This is a genomic window from Komagataeibacter swingsii, from assembly GCF_003207895.1.
GTDB lineage: Bacteria > Pseudomonadota > Alphaproteobacteria > Acetobacterales > Acetobacteraceae > Komagataeibacter > Komagataeibacter swingsii.
This window is the reverse complement of the sequence record NZ_NKUB01000002.1, coordinates 351680-369675: the sequence shown is the minus strand read 5'-3', so window position 1 is coordinate 369675 and position 17996 is coordinate 351680. Positions and strand designations below refer to the sequence as shown.

Below are 17996 nucleotides of genomic sequence, written 5' to 3'. Positions count from 1 at the left end.
GGGAAAGGATATGCCGGGATGCCCACCACCCCGAACATTCAGGACACAGCCCGCTACCATACCCATGCACGCGCCCTGTCCGCCCTGGCGGCCATGGTGCATCGGGGGGACCAGACCCTTTCCGCACGCCGGTATGTGTCCATTGCCGCGGCTGTCGCCGCCGTGGGCGGGCTGCTGTTCGGGTATGATACCGGGATCATCGCCTCCGCCCTGATCTTTGTGACACAGACATTTTCACTGTCCACGGCGGGGCAGGAATGGGTGGCGGCGGCCCTGAATATCGGGGCGATTTTTGGCGCCCTGCTGAGTGGCCCGGTCTCGGATCGATGGGGGCGCCGGCCTGCCATCATGGTGGCGGCTGGCATATTCATCGTGGCATCGCTGGGGTGCGGGCTTGCCCCCGATGTCGGCACCCTGATTTTCGCGCGCCTGTGGCTGGGGGTGGCGATCGGCGCCACCACGCAGATCGTGCCGGTCTATGTGGCCGAACTGGCCCCTGCCTCCCGGCGCGGGGGGCTGGTGTCGCTGTTCCAGCTTGTCTTTTCACTGGGCCTGCTTGTGGCGTTTTTCGTGGGGTATGAACTGTCCGGTGGGGCCGGGGCATGGCGCGCGATGTTCATGCTGGGCGCCATCCCGGCTATTCTGCTTGCCCTTGGCATGTTCTTCCTGCCCGAAAGCCCGCGCTGGCTGCTGCATCACGAACATGAACACCGCGCCGTCTCGATCCTGTACAGACTGCGGGGACACAAGGATATCGTGCGGCAGGAACTGGATGATGTCCTGACGGTCGATACGGGGGCGGCCGCAGGTGTCGGCCGGTCCAGCCTGAAACAGCGCTGGATCCGGCCTGCCCTTGTGGCGGCGCTGGGGGTTGCGGCTTTCTCGCAGCTATCCGGCCCCAATGTCATTGTCTATTATGCGCCCATCATCCTGTCGCAGGCCGGGCTTGGCCATTCGGCAGCATTGCTGACATCGGTTTCGGTTGGCGTTACGTCCACAATCACGACGGCAATGGGTATCGCGCTGATAGACCGCATCGGCCGCCGGCGCATGATGCTGTACATGCTGCCGGTGGCGGCCCTGTCGCTGTTTGTTCTGGGGGCGGTATTCCTCAGTTCCGCGCCGCTGGCCGGGATGCGGCTGGTCCTTATGGTCGCAGCGCTTCTGGGTTATATCTTCTTTAATTTCGGCTCGCTGTCCGTGGCCGTATGGCTGATCGCCGCCGAAGTCTTTCCCCTGTTCGTCCGGAGCAAGGCCATGGGAATGGCCAGTGCGACGGTATGGGTGTCCGACACGATCGTCTCCCTCGTCACGTTGTCGCTGGTCGCGGCGCTGGGCACGACGGGCACCTTCTGGCTGTTCGGTTTCATAAACGTCGCGGCCTTTGTGTTCGTGTGGAAATATGTGCCTGAAACGGCAGGGACCACACTGGAACAGATTGAAGGCGCGCTGCGAGCCGGGACGTTCTACACCAATATCGGCCATCAGGCCGGTACCCGTCGGGATTCCTGACGGGGCAGGCAGGGGGCGGTCCACCCTGCATGACCCATCCGCTGGTGGGATCAGGCGGTCTGCGCAGCGGCCCTGGCGGCCGCCCGGGCCGCGTTCTTTTCTTCCTCGGTCCAGATTTTCCGCTCGCGCTTTTTCTGCGGTTTGACCTGCTTGGCCGGGCCGCCGCCCAGCACGGGGGCGCGCATGGTCGAATTCCGTGCCGCTTCCGAATGCCATGGGTGATCGGCCCGCACGGTCAGGGTACGACCGATTTCGCGCTCCACGTCATGCAGCCAGGCACGCTGTTCGGCATCGCACAGGGTTATGGCGAAACCGTTGCGGCCGGCACGGCCGGTGCGGCCTATGCGGTGGACGTAGCTTTCGGGCAGGCTGGGCAGGTCGTGGTTGAAAACATGCGTCACCGTATCGACGTCAATGCCCCGCGCCGCGATATCCGTCGCCACCAGAACCTGTGCCGCGCCAGAGCGGAAGGCGTCCAGCGCCCGTTCGCGCTGGCCCTGTGACCTGTTGCCGTGCAGGGCTTCCGCCGTAATGCCCGCTTCGGTGATGAAAGCGCAGACTTCGTTGGCAATATTCTTCTGCAGGGTAAAGACCACGGCCTGGCCCATCCCCGGCGTCCGGAGCAGCGCCAGCAGGGCAGCCTTCTTGTCGGCGGCATCGACAAACATGACCGACTGTTCGATCCGTTCAGCAGTGGTCGAGGGCGGGGTAATCTCGACCTTTGCCGGGTCGCGCAGCAGGCGCTCGGCAAGCGTGGTGACGGATTTCGGCATTGTCGCCGAAAACAGCACCGTGTGCCGGTCTTGCGGCAGTGCCGCGACAATACGTTCGATCGGCTTGGCAAAACCCATGTCGAGCATCTGGTCGGCTTCATCCAGCACCAGTGCCTCAAGCCGTGACAGGTCGCACAGGCCCTGGCCGATCAGGTCCAGCAACCGTCCCGGCGTGGCCACGATGATGTCCACGCCGGCCCTGAGCGCATTAATCTGGTGGAACTGGCTGACGCCGCCAAAAATCGTTGTCACGCTTGGCCGCAGGTGGCGACCGAAGCTTTCGAAGCCATCGGCGATCTGGGAGACCAGTTCGCGCGTGGGGGCCAGCACCAGCACGCGGGCGCCCCCTTCGGGCGCCGGGCGTGGTGTCGCGGCAAGGCGATGCAGCAGGGGCAGCGCGAAAGCGGCGGTCTTGCCCGTGCCGGTCTGGGCCATGCCCAGCAGGTCGCGACCTTCCAGCAGCAACGGGATTGACCGGGCCTGGATGGGGGTCGGGGTGGCATACCCTTCCTCGGCCAATGCGCTGAGCAGGGGCGGTGTCAGGGAAAGGTCGGCGAACGTCATGGACATGGTCAGGCGGCGCCTCCGGCGCTCGGTCAAAGGCTACGCCGGTTTGGGCTTCGCGGATTGTGGAACGCGGAGTTTTACGGGCGATGCCCCACCGCGTCAACGCGGGGAAAGGGGGCCAATTCCAGATCCGTGCCGTGCGTGCGGCCATGGGGGTGCGTTGTCTCGTGCGTCAACCACAGACAGGGTCACGGCGGGCATGGCCTGCAGCGGTGGCGGCGCACCACAACGGGGGGCAGCCATTCCCGACCGCCTGCTGGACATGCCCCGTCCCGCCACGCCATTGTGGGACGCCAATACTGCGAAGGAACAGACATCATGGACGAACAGGCCAGGAAAACCGCGCTGCGGATGATCCCTTACGGTCTCTATGTGCTGACGGCTGGGACGAAAGAGACCGGCATCGCGTCGGCCACGATCAACTGGGTCACCCAGACCAGCTTTGTCCCGCCGCTCCTGGCCCTTGGCATCAAGACGGATTCCGCCGTTTATGCCGCCGCGCGGGAAAGCCGTGACCTGGTGCTCAACATTCTGGGCAAGGGGCAGGGTGGCCTGGCCTTTGCGTTCTTCAAGCCTGCCGAATACGCCGATGGCAAGCTGGGTGGGCAGGATATCCGCTGGGCCGCGAATGGCGCCCCCATCCTGACCGGCGTTCCGGCGGCAGTCGAACTGAAGGTGCGCCATGTCGTGGAACTGGGCGACCATCATACCTTCGTCGCCGAAGTCACGAACGCGCACATGAACCACGAAATCGCGGGGCGTCCCGATGAGGCAGTCCTGCATATGAAGGATCTGGGCGAGAAAGTCTTCTACGGCGGCTGACCGTCCTTACCCCCATTGCCCCTGCCTGCCATGCGGGCCGGAACGCGGCGCGGGGACGACCCGCGCCGTAACCCGCCATGGCCAGAATCGCCGGATGCGTGCCAGTCCCGCCCTTTATCGCAGGGCATCCTCAGGGAGGGTTTCAAGCACCAGCTCTGCCCGGTCAGGCAAAGACTGCGCCATATAAGGATACATCATGCTTTTCCATCGTTCCGGCCTTGCGGTTGCGGGCCTGCTTGCGGGTCTGTGTTGCGCCGCCCTGACGACCGGCGCCCATGCCGCCGCCGCCAAGGCCAGACCTGGCACGCTGAGTGCCTCCGCACCACTGCCGCCGGCCTTCAGCCTGCCTGATGCCGGGCAGTCCGCGCGGATCACCTATCTGTCCACCAATGGCGTGACGGATAGCGGCCTTGTCCCCGTAACGGCGGAAGTCATCCTGCCCGCGGGCAGGCCACCGGCAGGGGGCTGGCCGATCGTCGCCTGGGCGCATGGCACGGCGGGCGTGGCCGACCATTGCGCGCCGTCCGGCAATCCGTGGACCGAACGCAACCGTCGCTACCTGTCTGAATGGATGAAACGCGGCTTTGCCGTGGTCGGTACCGACTACCAGGGGCTGGGCACGCCTGGCGCGCATGCCTATCTCGATACCCGTGTGGAGGCTTACAGCCTTCTGGATGGCGTGCGCGCGGCGCTTGCCGGCTTTCCGGAACTGCGGAACCGGGTCATGATCGTCGGGCAGTCGCAAGGTGGCGGCGCAGCCTTTGCCGCGGCCGCCTTCGCGCTCGGGTACGCGCCTGAACTGAACATCCGGGGCACGGTGGCCACGGGCGCGCCTTATATTACGCCGGAGCTGCTGCAGCAGATGACCGCACGCGACCAGGCGAAGGGTGGCTACAATCCTGTCATGGTCTATGCCCTGTATCTTGCGCAGGGCCTTGCAGGCCATGATTCCGCCTTCCGGCCCGAAGACACCTTTACCCCGAAAGCGATGCCCGCCTATCAGGCCGCTGCGGGGCTGTGCGTGCATGAACTGACGGAAAAGGTGCGGCAGGACGGGCTGAATTTCAGCAATTCCCTGAAGCCGGATTTTTTAAGGACGCTGGCCCCGGCACTGGTTGCAATGAAATACCCGACCATGAAGCTGCCCCAGCCGCTGTTCATGGCAACGGGCGAACTGGACCGCGACGTGCCGCCGCCGCTGCAACTGGGTCTTGTCAAGGCGGCCTGCGCTGCGGGGACGGTTGTGCAGGCCCATGTCTACAGGGGTTTGAATCATGACCAGACCGTCAATGCTTCCCTGCCGGATTCAGCCGCCTTCACGGCGGCGGTCATGGCGGGCCAGCCTGTAGCGCCGCAGTGTGATCCGACCCCGCAGTAAATATCCTGCATGCGGGTTTGCATGGTCCTGCGTTTGTTGCCGTGTCAGGGCAGGCGGCCTAACCGTGCCAGCACCACCTCCCATAATGCCGCGCTGTCCACTTCGCGCAGGAAAAGGGCATTGGGCGGGCGGTCAGTCACCCGCCACCAGTCCACGGCGGTGGCCCCCTGCATGAAGGGGCTGTCCACCTCGACCGAAACATTGACCATGCGGCCTGCAAACAGGTCCGGCGCCAGCAGCCAGCCGATCGTGCAGGGATCATGCAGTGGGGCGCCATCCCATCTGTATTTTTCAAGGTCGAACCGTTCGGAAAACCCCAGCATGCTGGCCGCCGCCTGCGCGCAGCGCCCGGGCAGGGCGCGCAGGCGGGCCAGACGCGACGCGCTGACCAGGAACTGATGCGTGATATCCAGCGGCACCAGCGTCAGTGGCAACGGCCTGCGCAGTACAATGTCCGCCGCATCGGGATCGGCGAATATATTGAACTCGGCATTGGGGGTTATGTTGCCGCATTCGGAACAGGCCCCGCCCATGGACACAACCTGCCCGATGCGTGGCGCGATGTCGGGCGCCTTGACCAGGGCCAGGGCAAGGTTGGTCATGGGGCCAAGGGTCACCACGGTTATGCTGCCCGGGGGATTGGCCCGGATCGTATCAATCAGGAAATCCACCGCGTGCCCGGCCTGCGGGCGCAGCGCGGGTTGTGGCAGGTCCGGGCCATCCATGCCGGTCCGGCCATGCACGTGTTCGGCCGTGATGGGCGTGCGGCGTAGCGGGGCGGCGCATCCGGCATGGACCGGGATCTCGGGTCGCCCCGCCAGTTCCAGGATCTTGCAGGCATTCGTGGCGGTCTGGCTGACCGGCACGTTGCCCGCCACGGTGGACAGCCCAAGGATTTCCAGTTCCGGGGATGCCAGCGCCATCATGATGGCAATGGCGTCGTCCTGGCCGGGGTCGGTATCGATTATGATCTTTTGCGCATCCACCTGGGACCATTCCTTATCTGCGGTTGGGCGTTACTGTATGATGATGCCTGCGATCGCGGCACTCAGCAGGTTGGATAGCATGCCTGCCAGTACGGCGCGGGCGCTCCTGCGGGCGACTTCCTCGCGCCGGTCGGGGCACTGGCTGCCGAATGCCGCCACCAGCAGGCCGATGGAACTCAGGTTGGCAAAGCCACACAGCGCGAATGACGCAATCGCGGCTGCGCGTGGCGACAGCGCGCCGCCGCGTATGGCGGGACCGAGATGCAGGTAGGCCACGAATTCGTTGACCACCATCTTCAGCCCCAGCACCGACCCCACGGCGCCACATTCCGCCAGCGGCACGCCAAGCAGCCATGCGACCGGGGCGAACAGCAGCCCCATGAGGTATTCCAGTGACAGGGCCGGCCACCCCAGCGTCCCGCCGATTCCGTGCAATATCCCGTTGACCAGCGCAATAAGCCCGATACAGGCGACCAGCATGGCGGCGACCGATATGGCGGTACGCGTGCCGTTCAGCGCCCCTTCCATGACGGCTTCAAAAAAAGCGCGGTGATAGGCGGTACTGCCGGTGGAAAGTGGTGTGGCGGCCGCGCAGGAAGGGCGCGGTTCAAGCAGCTTGGCGAAAAGCAGGCCGCCGGGTATGGCCATGAAGGATGCCGCGACAAGGTAATGCGCCGGAATGCCCAGTCCGACATAGCCGACCAGCGTGGCGCCTGATACGGATGCCGTGCCGCTGCACAGCACGCTGAACAGTTCCGTCCCGCCCATGGTGGCAAGGTAGGGGCCAAGGGCGACCGGCAGTTCGCTTTGCCCGACAAAGATGGTGATGATGGCGCCAAACGATTCCACGGGGGATGTCCCGGCGAGCCATTGCACCCCGCGCCCGGATATGCGGGCGAAGCGCTGCATGACGCCGCAATGGTACAGGATGGCGATCAGGGCGCTGACATAGACCAGTGATGGCAGCACCTGAAGGGCAAAGACATAGCCTTCACCGGGAAAGACCGTATTCATCCGCTGCCCCACCAGCGCGCCAAACAGGAACCGCCCGCCTTCGTCCCCGTATGCCAGCAGGCGCGTCACCATGTCCGATACCGCGCGCAGCAGCGCCTGCCCGGCGGGTATGCGCAGGACGGTAAAGCCGATGGCGGCCTGAAGCCCGAGGCATGCCAGGATGATACGTGGCCTGATCCGCCTGCGGTCAGCCGAGAAGAGGATGCCCGTGCACACCAGAAGTATGATACCGATACACCCACGGATATGCATGAAGCCGCCTTCAGGAAGCAGGGAGACAGGTTTTGGTAATGGTTTTCCGGGCTATGTTGTTAATTTAACGTAACATTGTATGGGGTCGCGTCAAGCCGTACGCTCGTTTCACATCGACTTGCATGAAAAATGGATAGCATGGTTTCCCTGTCGCCCGGGACTGCCCTGCGTGGCATGTATGTCATTTTCGCCCTGATGATGGTGGCTCCGGCTCTGGCTCATGCGCCGCGGGGGGAGCCGCTGTCACGTGCCCAGGCCCGCAGCCATGCGCAGGCATTGAGCATGCTTGGCCGAGACCTGTTCCATGACGCCCGGTTATCGGCATCGGGACATATGGCCTGTTCTTCCTGCCATGATGATGCCCATGCCTTCGCCCCGGCCAACAACCTGCCGGTGCAGTACGGTGGCCCGGACATGCACCGGCAGGGGCACCGGGCCGTGCCGTCGCTTATGTACCTGCAGGACGTGCCCCAGTTTGCCGAACATTTCTTTGATTCGGAAGATGAAGCCAATGAAAGCCCCGATAATGGCCCCACCGGCGGCCTGACATGGGATGGCAGGGTGGATACGGCGCGGGGGCAGGGGGAAATCCCGCTGCTTTCGCCTTATGAAATGGCGAATGCCAGCCGGGGGGACGTGCTGCGGCGGGTGCTGGCCGCGGGGTATGGCCCGCGTCTGGATGGGCTGGCCCTGACGCCTGCGGATGACCGGTTCGGCCTGATTGTGGAGGCCCTTGCCACCTACCAGCAGGAGCCGGGGCTTTTTTATCCCTATACCAGCAAATATGACGCCGTGCTGGCGGGCCGGGCGCGGCTTTCCCCGCAGGAAGCGCTGGGGCGGGACCTGTTTGAACGGGTGGACAAGGGCAACTGCGCGTCATGCCATGTCAGCCAGCCCGGGCATGACGGCACGCCGCCCCGGTTTACGGATTACGGGCTGATCGCCCTTGGGGTGCCGCGTAATCATGCAATCGGGCTGAACACCAATCCGGCCTATTTCGACCTGGGGCTATGTGGGCCGGACCGGACCGACCTGTCCGACCACCCGGAATATTGCGGACTGTTCCGCACGCCATCATTGCGCAACGTGGCGACGCGGCATGTCTTTTTCCATAACGGCGTGATCCGTTCCCTGCGGCAGGCCGTCGCCTTTTATGTGCTGCGCGATGTGCGGCCATGGATGTGGTACCCGACCGGGCCGGATGGCAGGGTACTGGTCTATGACGACCTGCCCGTGCGTTTTCATGCCAACATCAACATGGATCCACCCTTTGGCCCCCGGCCCGGTAACCGGCCTGCCCTGTCCGATGACGAGATCAATGCCGTTGTCGCCTTTCTCGGGACGCTGACGGATGGTTATTTCCAGCCCATGGGCAAGGCGCGATGATTATGGGGAGGCTGGTTGAAAAAGGGGGGACGACCGGCAGGTAGCCTATCGCGGCCCCCGTGTCAGATTCAGGGCGCTGGTCAGGTCACCCAGTGGCCGGCCCGTGCTGGCCTGCATGGCCCGGTCGCGGGCGGCAAGGCCGTCGAGTGCGCGCAGGCGGAAGCGTTCGGTCAGGAATTTCAGGATGGACGTCGTGTCCTGCACCGTGTGGTCCACATGGCCGCGTCGCGCGTAAGGCGAGATGATAATGGCGGGAATGCGTGATCCCGGCCCCCAGCGGTCACCCCTGGGCGGCGCGACATGGTCCCACAGCCCGCCATTTTCATCATATGTCACGACGACCAGCATATGCGGCCACTGGGGGCTTTTTTCCAGATGGGCGACCAGGTCGGCGATGTGATGATCGCCGGACTGGATATCGGCATAGCCGGAATGTTCGTTCAGGTTGCCCTGCGGTTTGTAGAAACTGACCTGCGGCAGTATCCCGTGGTCGATGTCGGCAATGAACCGTATGCCCGCCAGCCCCCCGTCACGCAGGTGCGCCTGCCGTGCCGACGTGCCGGGGGCGTAATTGCGGAAATAGTTGTATGGCTGGTGGTGATACTGGAAATCGGGCGTGGGATAGTGGTTGCCATGGTCCAGCACATCCTGCCATGCGCCAGCGTACCATGCCCATGTTATCCCTTTTTCGCTCAGGCGGTCGCCAATGGTGGGGATTGTCTGGGGCGGCAGGGTGGTGGGCTGCATGGGGTCGGCAAAACGTGCGTCCTGTCCCGCCGCCGGGGCGTTTTCACTGGGCTGGTAAGGGGGCTGCATCGTGTTGACGGCGTAAAAATCGGGCGTCAGGTTGCCATCGCGCACGAATTTCGGAATGCCATCCAGTGCGGAACGGGGGGAATTGGGGGCGACGGGCAGTGACGTGCCGGAAGGATCGGTTACGGAAATGACCGGATGGGCGGGGCTTGCATCCGCACCGGGATAGAACGGGGCGCAGGCGCAGGCCAGCCACTGGTGATTGAGGAACGAGCCGCCAAACGCCCCCATGAAGAAGTGGTCGGCAAGGGTGTATCGACGCGCGACCTGCCACATCTCCATCTGCGTGCCGTCCCAGTAACTCATGGGCATGGCCCCGGAATTGCCCCATGCCACAAACATGTCGTTACGACCGCCATTGATCTGCATCTGGTTCTGGTAATACCGGTGCCACAGGTCATGTGTACGTGTGCTGAGGGGCCGGTTGAACCCCTGCGGGTCATCCACGCGGAATGGCTGGTTGGGCAGGTGGGCGCTCATTGCCTGCGTGATCGGGTCCGGCACGCCCCGACCCGTCAGGCCGCCCCATACGGGGGGAAGTTCACGCAGGATCGATCCATCCCGGTCGCGCTGGGCAAACCGGGTCAGGGCCTTGCCCGCAAACGTGTCGGCACCCGGAAAACCATTGTATAGGTTATCAAGGGAACGGTTTTCGGCAAAGATCACAACAACTGTCTGGATCGGGTCCAGCGAAGGGCGCGCGGACCTTGCATGGCTGCCGGTGAGACCGCAGGCCATCGCGATGGCCAGGAAAAGCAGCCCGGTCGTGAACCGGGCCACGGTCTGTCGGCCATTGATATGCGTCGGGTCCACCATGCTTTTTTCATTATCCTGAATTCACCGATGGTCAAGCCGGATGTCCCGTTATCCGCGATTTCAGGCGATTGGAAAACCGGGCAGGAAAGACATGGCGGCGCTGGATGGCGTTCGGAGGCATGTCAGGTCATGCCGGGACATAAAGAGGCATGGAATCTTCCCACAGGCTGTCCGTCAGGATCCTCTTGTGGCCGCCATCCGCATTCATGATGAAGATCTGCCCGTAAGGCTGGAACGTATTGTCATACAGGGCGGCTTCATCACGGAAGCCATACAGGCCACTTGACCACATGATCCGTCCGTCGCCCGTCCATACGGCATGGCCGTCATTGGCGCCATTGGTGGTCAGTCGTTTCAGTCCGCTTCCATCGGGGCAGATAGTGAAAATATCATAATTTTCGTCATCCACCCGGCGTGTGAATACGATCCGGCTGCCATCGGGCGACCAGCCGGGCAGGTTGTCGTATGTGGTGGTCAGTACGCGTGTCTGCCGGGTGTGCAGGTCCAGTATGCGTAGGCCCATGTTGTTTTCGCCCCATACCCGATACACGAGCTGCGTGCCATCGGCGGAATAGCTGGGGAAACCGGAATGTATGGTGCCATCGGTCAGCGGTTCGACCGCGCTGCCGTCGCGGCGCATGCGCATGACCGTTGCCTTGCCCGTGCGGCGCGCCTGGAACCACTGGCCTAGCCCGAAGGCGATCCACTGGCCGTCGGGCGACCATGCAGGGGCAAACGCCCCGGCCATGCCATGGCCCACCTGTGTCGGGTTGAGGGCCGTACGGGAGACATCGAATATCCGTTTCCGGTCAGATCCATCCGGGTTCATGGTGGCGATGGAGGAATTGAGCGCCTTTTCCGTCAGCACCAGCCTGCCATCACGTGACAGGCCGGGAAAGACATCCGTGTGCCGGTAATCCCACTGCGGGTCCCAGCTATAGAGCTGCCGGTTCTGGGCAAAGGGGCGGAAACTGACCTTTTCATAGATGACTGTCCGGCCATCAGGAGACCATGCGGGGGAACGCAGCGTCCGGGACACGCTGGCAATGCCGGTGGTATAGGCCAGCCCCTCATCCGGGCCGCCCTTGCGGTGATACCCGATGATTTCCGCCGTCACGAACTGGGGAAAGACCTTCAGCCCCGGGCCTGACGTATGCTGGATCCGTTCCCCGCCGGCGATATCGACGGACACGATCTGGGAGACCACGGATGCGACCCCTTCGGGCCTCCTTGCGCCCCATGTGCTTTCAGTCGGCATTTCATAAAACACCACCCGTCGGCCATCCGGTGACCATCTGGGGGAGCCAAGGCAGTAGTCGGGGCGGGTGGCGATACGGCGGAACCCCCGGCCATCCGCACCGATTATGTAGATGCTGAGTTCCTGCGTATGTTCCCAGCCCCGGCCATTGTCATGGCCGCGCCATTTGGTGTTGCGGTCGGAGGAAAATGCCAGCCACCTGCCATCGGGCGACCATGCGGGGCGGAAGAAACAGTCTGGCCCCTGCGGGTCGCCCTGCACGCGGGCCGCTCCGGTCAGGTTGTGGAGCCTGCCCGTGCGAAGGTCCATGACCCAGATATTCGCACGGTATCCATCGCGCGTGGAAACAAATGCCAGGCGCGTGCCATCGGGTGACAGGGCGGCGGCATCGTCCACTGACGGATGGCGGATCAGGGGCGTAACGTCGGTTCCGTCCAGACGGGCGCGGAATATGTCTGCCTGTCCCAGCCCGTTACGTTCGGATGTGAAAAGGATGGACTGTCCGTCCGGGGCAAAAGACGCATGGTAATCAAGTCCATTTCCCGGCAGGAATGGGCGTTCATCACTCCCGTCCGTGTTGGCAAGGTAAAGCTGTGACGCTGACGGCCCGATGCGGTTCATCAGCATCACGCCCTTCGTGCGGGGAGCCGCAGCAGCCCCAGCGGGCAGGATGAGCGCCGCCCCCAGCATCTTCAATACATTCCGACGGTTCATGAACGTTTCCCCTGTCTTTGGGATATCAAGGATCCGGTACATTCTTCGGGCATCCATCCTGGCTGGGGGGCATTTAATGGATGGCATGGGCGTTCAGGGTGCCTGTGTTGTGCCCCATGCGGGTCGAGGGCAGGGCGATGCGCGCGCAGGCCGGATGGCTGGTTGTGGTGAAAGGTCAGCGCGCCCTGATGACGTTACGGAATGATATCCCATTTGCCCCGCTACCAATCCTGCAATCCGTGCCAATCCATACGGACCTATTTTATTGCAGGAAGTATATCCATTCCCGCCGCATCGCATAGCAAAGAGAACGGGCGACAGGCATTTATGTCAGGATCGACAGGAAACATGCCGATGGGCGGCTGTCATTTTGCCATGGGCCGCCTGTGAACACGCCGCGTTGCATGCCAGGCCACGGTTTTGTGGCATGACGTGCCGCGTATATATGCAGGCCGACAGATATTATGTCAGGCATCATGCATTGAAAAACAGCCTGCAGGGGCCTGTGTGACGATCTGGTTCCGGAATGGCTTTTTCGCCTGCGTCCGGCCGGGGCTGGCCATATGCGGCAGATAACAACAAAATATATTCCGATATATCTTGACGTAAGATATATCGGGACGTATATCAGTCAGCATGAAACACAGAAACAGACACGCAGGCGGTCGTAACCGCCAGACTTTCTCCCCCGAAGGCATGGCAGGTTCCGGGGAACCCCGCCGCCATCACGGTCGCGGTGGACATCACGGCGGTGGCCGCCGGGGCGGGCGTCACCGGCTGTTCGATTATGGTGAGATGCGGCTCCTTGTCCTCTCGCTGATCGCGCAAAAGCCGACCTACGGCTACGAACTGATCCGCATGATCGAGGAAAAGTTCGGCGGCAGCTACGCCCCCAGCCCCGGCGTGATCTACCCCACGCTGACCTGGCTGGATGAAGCGGGCTATGCCCGGATTGTCGAGGCCGATGGCCGCAAGAACTACCACATCACGCCGGAAGGCGAGGCGTTCCTGGCCGCCAGCCGTGCGGCCCTTGATGAAATCCTGGCCCGCGTGGCAGGCAGCGGCGCGGACGGGCGGGGCGGCAGGAATGTCCCGATGCCGGTCATGCGCGGCATGGAAAACCTGCGCTCGGCGCTGCGCCTGCGGTTGCGCAACGGCGGCCTTGATGCCGACGCCGAGGAAAGGATCGCCACCCTGCTGGATGACGCCGCCCGGGCGATCGGGCAGGTCTGAAACAGGCGGTTCCCTGACCGGCATGCCGGCGGGGCGGGGCAGGTCTCCATAATCCTGCCATAATGCCGCCCTGCCGTTTGCAGGAAATAATGGTATGCTTTGTGAACGGCTGGGCGCAGGTCAGGCATTTCCGGGAATATCCATAAAGATATCTGGAATATTTACCGGTAACATTCCGGTCATGGAATAGCCATTATTTCCAACACTGGTGGTTCTGATACCGTTTATTACATCATTTTCCCTTACATTCGTGGCCATGCGGCATAATGTATTAAGGGTTGAATTAAAGGATAAAAGATTATGAAGCGTTCCATTCTTTTTGCACTGGCACTTGGTGCTGCCCTTCCGCTGGCGGCCCATGCCCAGTCCCCTGACCAGAATCAGGGCGGTGAGCAGGGCGAGCACCGGGGTCATGGCGGTCATGGCCATCACGGTGGCGGGCATGGTGGCCATGGCAGCCAACGTGGTGATCAGCAGGGTGGCGACCAGAATGGCGGCCCGGGTGGCGAACATGGGGATCACGGCGGTGAAGGCCGTGGCGGCGACCAGAACGGTGGCCCGGGTGACCGTGGCGGCCGTGGTGGCGACCACCAGAATGGAAACTGGGGTGACCACGGCGGCGGTCGGGGCGGTGACCATAATGGTAACGGCGGGAACCAGAACAACAGCTCCAACTGATCCTGTCATTCCCCCCATTTACAATGGAAGGCCCGGCATGTTGCCGGGCCTTTTTTATTATGGGCCGCCAGTTCATGCACGATCACCACACCGGCGCCGGCATGTCATGCACGGAGCAGGGGATGGAGCTGCATGCCGATTGTACGCCGGTGGTCGCTGGATAGGACCAATCTGTCCGGATCGGGCGGCTGGCATGCTTTATACTTAATTAAAATATGAAACCAATAAAACGCGCCATTATCTGCATGGTGCGTTTTTTTTCGTTTGAATGGCTGGGAATGTTTCTAACAGGACCCGCCAGGTACCTCTTGACACCGTATAATTACATAATTAATTTAATCATACATACATAAAGTATGTAACTATTTATGCTGCCTGCTGCGATCGCTACCTGCGCGCATGGGGCAATGGTGTGGAAGTGGACATGGAATATTCCGGCGACAGGAGCCTTGCGGGGCTTACGCGGCGCATGGGTCTGTGGCTCGGTGTGGCCGTGCTGCTTGGTGGCGGTGCAGCGGTGCTGCTGGTGCTGCAACTGGCCGTGCTGGCGCGCATTGTTGCCGACCTTGCCTTCCGTGGCCATGCCTTTGGTGATGAATGGCATGCGGTGGGGCTGCTGCTGGCGTTGCTGGCCGGACGCGCCGTGTTGCAATGGGCTGCGGACATGGTGGCGACGGAGGGCAGCCTGCGGCTGACGTCCGCCCTGCGTGCTGAACTGCTGCGGCACCTGTTCGCTGTTGGCCCGGTCGGCATTGCCGGGCAGGCGACCGGGCAGATGGTCACGGCACTGGGCGACGGGATCGCGGCGCTGGAACCCTATTTCGCGCAATATGTGCCGCGTGCCGCCATGATGGTGGTGGTGCCGCTGCTGGTGCTGGCCATGGTGCTGCATCTTGATGGCTGGAGCTTTCTCATCCTGGCCTGCACGGGGCCGCTTGTTCCCGTTTTCATGGCGCTGGTGGGCTATCGCGCGCAGGCGATCATGGACCGGCAATGGACGCAGCTCCTGCTGCTGGGATCGGCGTTTCTGGATATATTGCAGGGCATGACCACGTTGCGGCTGTTTGGCCGTGCGCGTGACGCCGTGACGGCCATGGCCGGAATGGCGGATGAATACCGCCGCACCACCATGTCCGTCATGAAGGTGGCGTTCCTGACCTCCGCCGTGCTGGAATTCTTTTCCAGCCTGTCCATCGCCCTTGTGGCGGTCGTGTTCGGCTCCCGCCTGCTGGAAGGGAAGGCGGATTTCCAGTCGGCCTTTCTGGTCCTGCTGCTGGCGCCGGAATATTTCATGCCGCTGCGCGCGTTTTCCGCCAGCTATCATGCCCGGCAGAATGCGCGTGCGGCCATGACGGGTATCAGCAGGCTGTTTGCCCTGCCAGCCGCGTCCGCGCGGCCTGACACGCATGATGCCAGCACGGCGTCGCTGGTATCCGTAACGTGTGAAAACGTGACGGCCGGATACGGAAACGGCATTCCGGTCCTGTCCGATGCAAGCTGCACGTTCACGCGCGATGTCCTGACCGTCGTGACGGGTGCGAGCGGGGCAGGGAAAACCACGTTGATCCGCCTGCTGCTGGGGCTGCTGGCACCGGCACACGGGCGCATCATCGCCACGGATGAGCAGGACGTCATGCCCGCCCACTGGCGCGATCGGATTGGCTGGCTGCCCCAGCAGCCGCGCCTGATCCATGGCACGGTGGCCGAAAACCTGCGCCTGGCGGCGCCAACAGCCGATATGGACACCCTGCGCCGTGTCACGGCGCAGGCGGATGCCCTGTCCTTTATCGAGGCCCTGCCACAGGGATTTGATACGCCGATCGGGGAGCGTGGCGCGCGCCTGTCCGGCGGGCAGGTGCAGCGTCTAGCGCTGGCGCGCGTGCTGCTGCGCAACCCGCAGGTGCTGGTTCTGGATGAACCGACAGCCAATCTCGACCCGCAGGGCGCGCGGCGCGTGGCGGCGGCTATTGCGCGCGCGGCTGCCGGCCGGATCGCCATCGTGATTGCCCATCGCCCCGCCATGATCGCGCAGGCCGGACAGGTGCTGCGCATACGCGACGGACAGGTACGCGCTGTCCCGCACGGGCTGGAGTGCGCGGCATGAACACGCTTTGTCGCATCGCCGTCCTCATGCGGCCCATGTGGCGGGAAATGGCGCTGGGGCTTGCGCTGTCCGTCATGGCGTCGCTGGCCGGTTTCGGCCTGCTGTTCCTGTCGGGCTGGTTGCTGGCCGCGACCGCCGTGGCAGGACTGGGGGGCATTGCCGCGCGCAATGCGTTCAACCTGTTCCTGCCCGCCGTCGGGGTCCGGTTTTTCGCCACCGTGCGTATCCTGGCCCGTTACCTGGAACGGCTGGTCACCCATGATGCGACCCTGCGCCTGATCGGGCGCGTGCGGGCATGGAGCATCAGCCGCCTTGTCCCGCAGGCTCCCGCCGTGCTGGCGCGACAGCGCAGCGGGGACATGCTGTTCCGCTTCGTGGCCGATACGGACCGGCTGGGGCAGTTCTATCTGGAGGTGCTGCTTCCCTTCGCCAGCGCGGCAATCTGCTGCGTGGTGTTCGTGGTGGTGACGGGGGTGTTTTCCCGGCCCGCCGGCATGGTGCTGGCGGCGGGGCTGCTGGTGTGCGGGGGTGTGCTGCCGGTCGTGGCGGAGGGGCTGTCCCGCCGTGCCACGCACCGGGTCAGCCACCAGCAGGACGCCATGCATGCGGACCTGACCGAAGTGCTGCAGGGCATGGGGGAATTCCTGTTCCTCGGCGCGGCTGAAACCGTGCAGGAACGTATTGCCGACCGGCAGGCCGATATCCGTCATGCGCGTCGGCATGTAGCCCTGATTGAAGGGGGCGCGCGCTGCGCCACGACGATCATCGCCATGCTGGGTGCAGTGGGTATCCTGGCGGTGGCAGGTTATGCCTGTCGCGCCGGTTCGCTGCCGCCTGCCTGCCTGCCCATGCTGGCGCTGGGGGGGCTGGCCGCGTTTGACGTGGTCAGTCCGCTGCCCGCCGCATGGCAGTTGATGGGACAGGTGCGGCTTGCGGCGGCGCGGGTATTCGCCATGTGCGATACCCCGCCCTGCGTGGTGTCCCCTGCCGTAACCCGGTGCCCGAATGATCCGTCCGGCCTGTCGCTGTCGGGTATCGGCCTGCGTTATCCCGGGGCTGAACGCTGGGCGCTGCGGCATGCGGACCTGCTGGTGGGACAGGGGGAGCGCGTGGCGCTGGTCGGGCCGTCCGGCGCGGGCAAGAGCACGCTGGTCAACCTGCTGTTCCGTTTCTACGACTATCAGGAAGGTACGGCCCGTTTTGGCGGCGTGGACCTGAAGGATGTCGATGCGGATGTCATGGCGCGCCATATCGGCGTGGTGGCGCAGGACTTCCACCTGTTTCAGGGCAGCATCCGCCGTAATCTCGCCATCGCCTGTCCCACCGCCACGGAGGCGGCGATGTGGCAGGCCCTGCGGGTCGCCCGGCTTGATGCCTTCGTGCAGGAAGAACCCGCCGGTCTGGACACCCTGATCGGGGAAGGGGGCGTACGCCTGTCCGGCGGGCAGGCGCGGCGGCTGGCCGTGGCCCGGGTTGTGCTGCGTGCGCCGTCATGGGTCATCCTTGACGAGCCGACCGAGGGGCTGGACGCCGCGACCGAGCGCGACCTGATGGCCGCGCTGCTGCAGGCCCTGCCATCACGGACAACCATCCTGTGCATTACCCATAATCCTGCCGTGGCGGCGCGGATGGACCGGGTGGTGCGTGTCGAGGGGGGCCGGTTTCATGCGGCCGGGAGGGCGCCATGACC

The 17996-nt window shown here is 63.7% G+C and carries 13 protein-coding genes; 7 read left to right on the top strand and 6 right to left on the bottom strand.

Annotated elements, in window-relative coordinates:
- Positions 1-18: 18 nt before the first annotated feature.
- On the top strand, positions 19-1512 hold the full coding sequence (locus tag CFR76_RS03325; protein WP_110555794.1) for a sugar porter family MFS transporter: 1494 nt from the start codon (positions 19-21) through the stop codon (positions 1510-1512).
- Between the two features lie 50 nt (positions 1513-1562).
- Here CFR76_RS03325 and CFR76_RS03320 read toward each other — a convergent pair whose 3' ends face one another.
- The gene (locus tag CFR76_RS03320) at positions 1563-2855 is read right to left on the bottom strand and encodes a DEAD/DEAH box helicase (RefSeq protein WP_110555856.1); all 1293 of its coding nucleotides are present in this window, start codon (positions 2853-2855) and stop codon (positions 1563-1565) included.
- Positions 2856-3170: 315 nt separating this feature from the next.
- On the opposite strand from CFR76_RS03320, the gene CFR76_RS03315 reads away from it, so the two are divergent.
- Positions 3171-3674: a flavin reductase family protein gene (locus tag CFR76_RS03315; RefSeq protein ID WP_110555793.1), complete on the top strand. Its 504-nt coding sequence runs from the start codon at positions 3171-3173 to the stop codon at positions 3672-3674.
- Positions 3675-3870: 196 nt separating this feature from the next.
- Positions 3871-5052: a lipase family protein gene (locus tag CFR76_RS03310; protein WP_110555792.1), complete on the top strand. Its 1182-nt coding sequence runs from the start codon at positions 3871-3873 to the stop codon at positions 5050-5052.
- 44 nt (positions 5053-5096) lie between these two features.
- On the opposite strand, the gene CFR76_RS03305 is transcribed toward CFR76_RS03310, so the two are convergent.
- Together CFR76_RS03305 and CFR76_RS03300 are read right to left on the bottom strand one after the other, a co-directional pair.
- Entirely contained in the window at positions 5097-6038 is a 942-nt protein-coding gene (locus CFR76_RS03305; protein ID WP_110555791.1) for a nucleoside hydrolase, read from the bottom strand.
- A gap of 30 nt (positions 6039-6068) precedes the next feature.
- Positions 6069-7304 carry a NupC/NupG family nucleoside CNT transporter gene (locus tag CFR76_RS03300; protein ID WP_110555790.1) on the bottom strand — a complete coding sequence of 412 codons (1236 nt, stop codon included), beginning with the start codon at positions 7302-7304 and terminating at the stop codon, positions 6069-6071.
- Between the two features lie 138 nt (positions 7305-7442).
- On the opposite strand from CFR76_RS03300, the gene CFR76_RS03295 reads away from it, so the two are divergent.
- A complete protein-coding gene (locus CFR76_RS03295) occupies positions 7443-8690 on the top strand; it encodes a cytochrome-c peroxidase (RefSeq protein ID WP_244191762.1) in 1248 nt (415 codons plus the stop codon).
- 45 nt (positions 8691-8735) lie between these two features.
- On the opposite strand, the gene CFR76_RS03290 is transcribed toward CFR76_RS03295, so the two are convergent.
- Positions 8736-10319 carry an acid phosphatase gene (locus tag CFR76_RS03290; protein ID WP_110555788.1) on the bottom strand — a complete coding sequence of 528 codons (1584 nt, stop codon included), beginning with the start codon at positions 10317-10319 and terminating at the stop codon, positions 8736-8738.
- 127 nt (positions 10320-10446) lie between these two features.
- Positions 10447-12291, bottom strand: coding sequence for a PD40 domain-containing protein (locus tag CFR76_RS03285; RefSeq protein ID WP_110555855.1), 1845 nt, complete (start codon positions 12289-12291; stop codon positions 10447-10449).
- Between the two features lie 636 nt (positions 12292-12927).
- Between CFR76_RS03285 and CFR76_RS03275 the strand changes: the two genes are divergently transcribed.
- The gene (locus CFR76_RS03275; protein WP_208623918.1) at positions 12928-13524 is read left to right on the top strand and encodes a PadR family transcriptional regulator; all 597 of its coding nucleotides are present in this window, start codon (positions 12928-12930) and stop codon (positions 13522-13524) included.
- 120 nt (positions 13525-13644) lie between these two features.
- Here the strand turns inward: CFR76_RS03275 and CFR76_RS18340 are convergent, their stop codons facing one another.
- Complete coding sequence (locus CFR76_RS18340) at positions 13645-14211, bottom strand: hypothetical protein (RefSeq protein WP_244191761.1); 567 nt, start codon at positions 14209-14211, stop codon at positions 13645-13647.
- Between the two features lie 403 nt (positions 14212-14614).
- Here CFR76_RS18340 and cydD point away from each other — a divergent pair, with 403 nt between their 5' ends.
- Entirely contained in the window at positions 14615-16306 is a 1692-nt protein-coding gene (gene cydD, locus CFR76_RS03265) for a thiol reductant ABC exporter subunit CydD (protein WP_208623917.1), read from the top strand.
- Complete coding sequence (gene cydC / locus CFR76_RS03260) at positions 16303-17994, top strand: thiol reductant ABC exporter subunit CydC (protein ID WP_110555853.1); 1692 nt, start codon at positions 16303-16305, stop codon at positions 17992-17994. Before cydD ends, cydC begins: the two co-directional genes overlap by 4 nt.
- Positions 17995-17996: the final 2 nt, after the last annotated feature.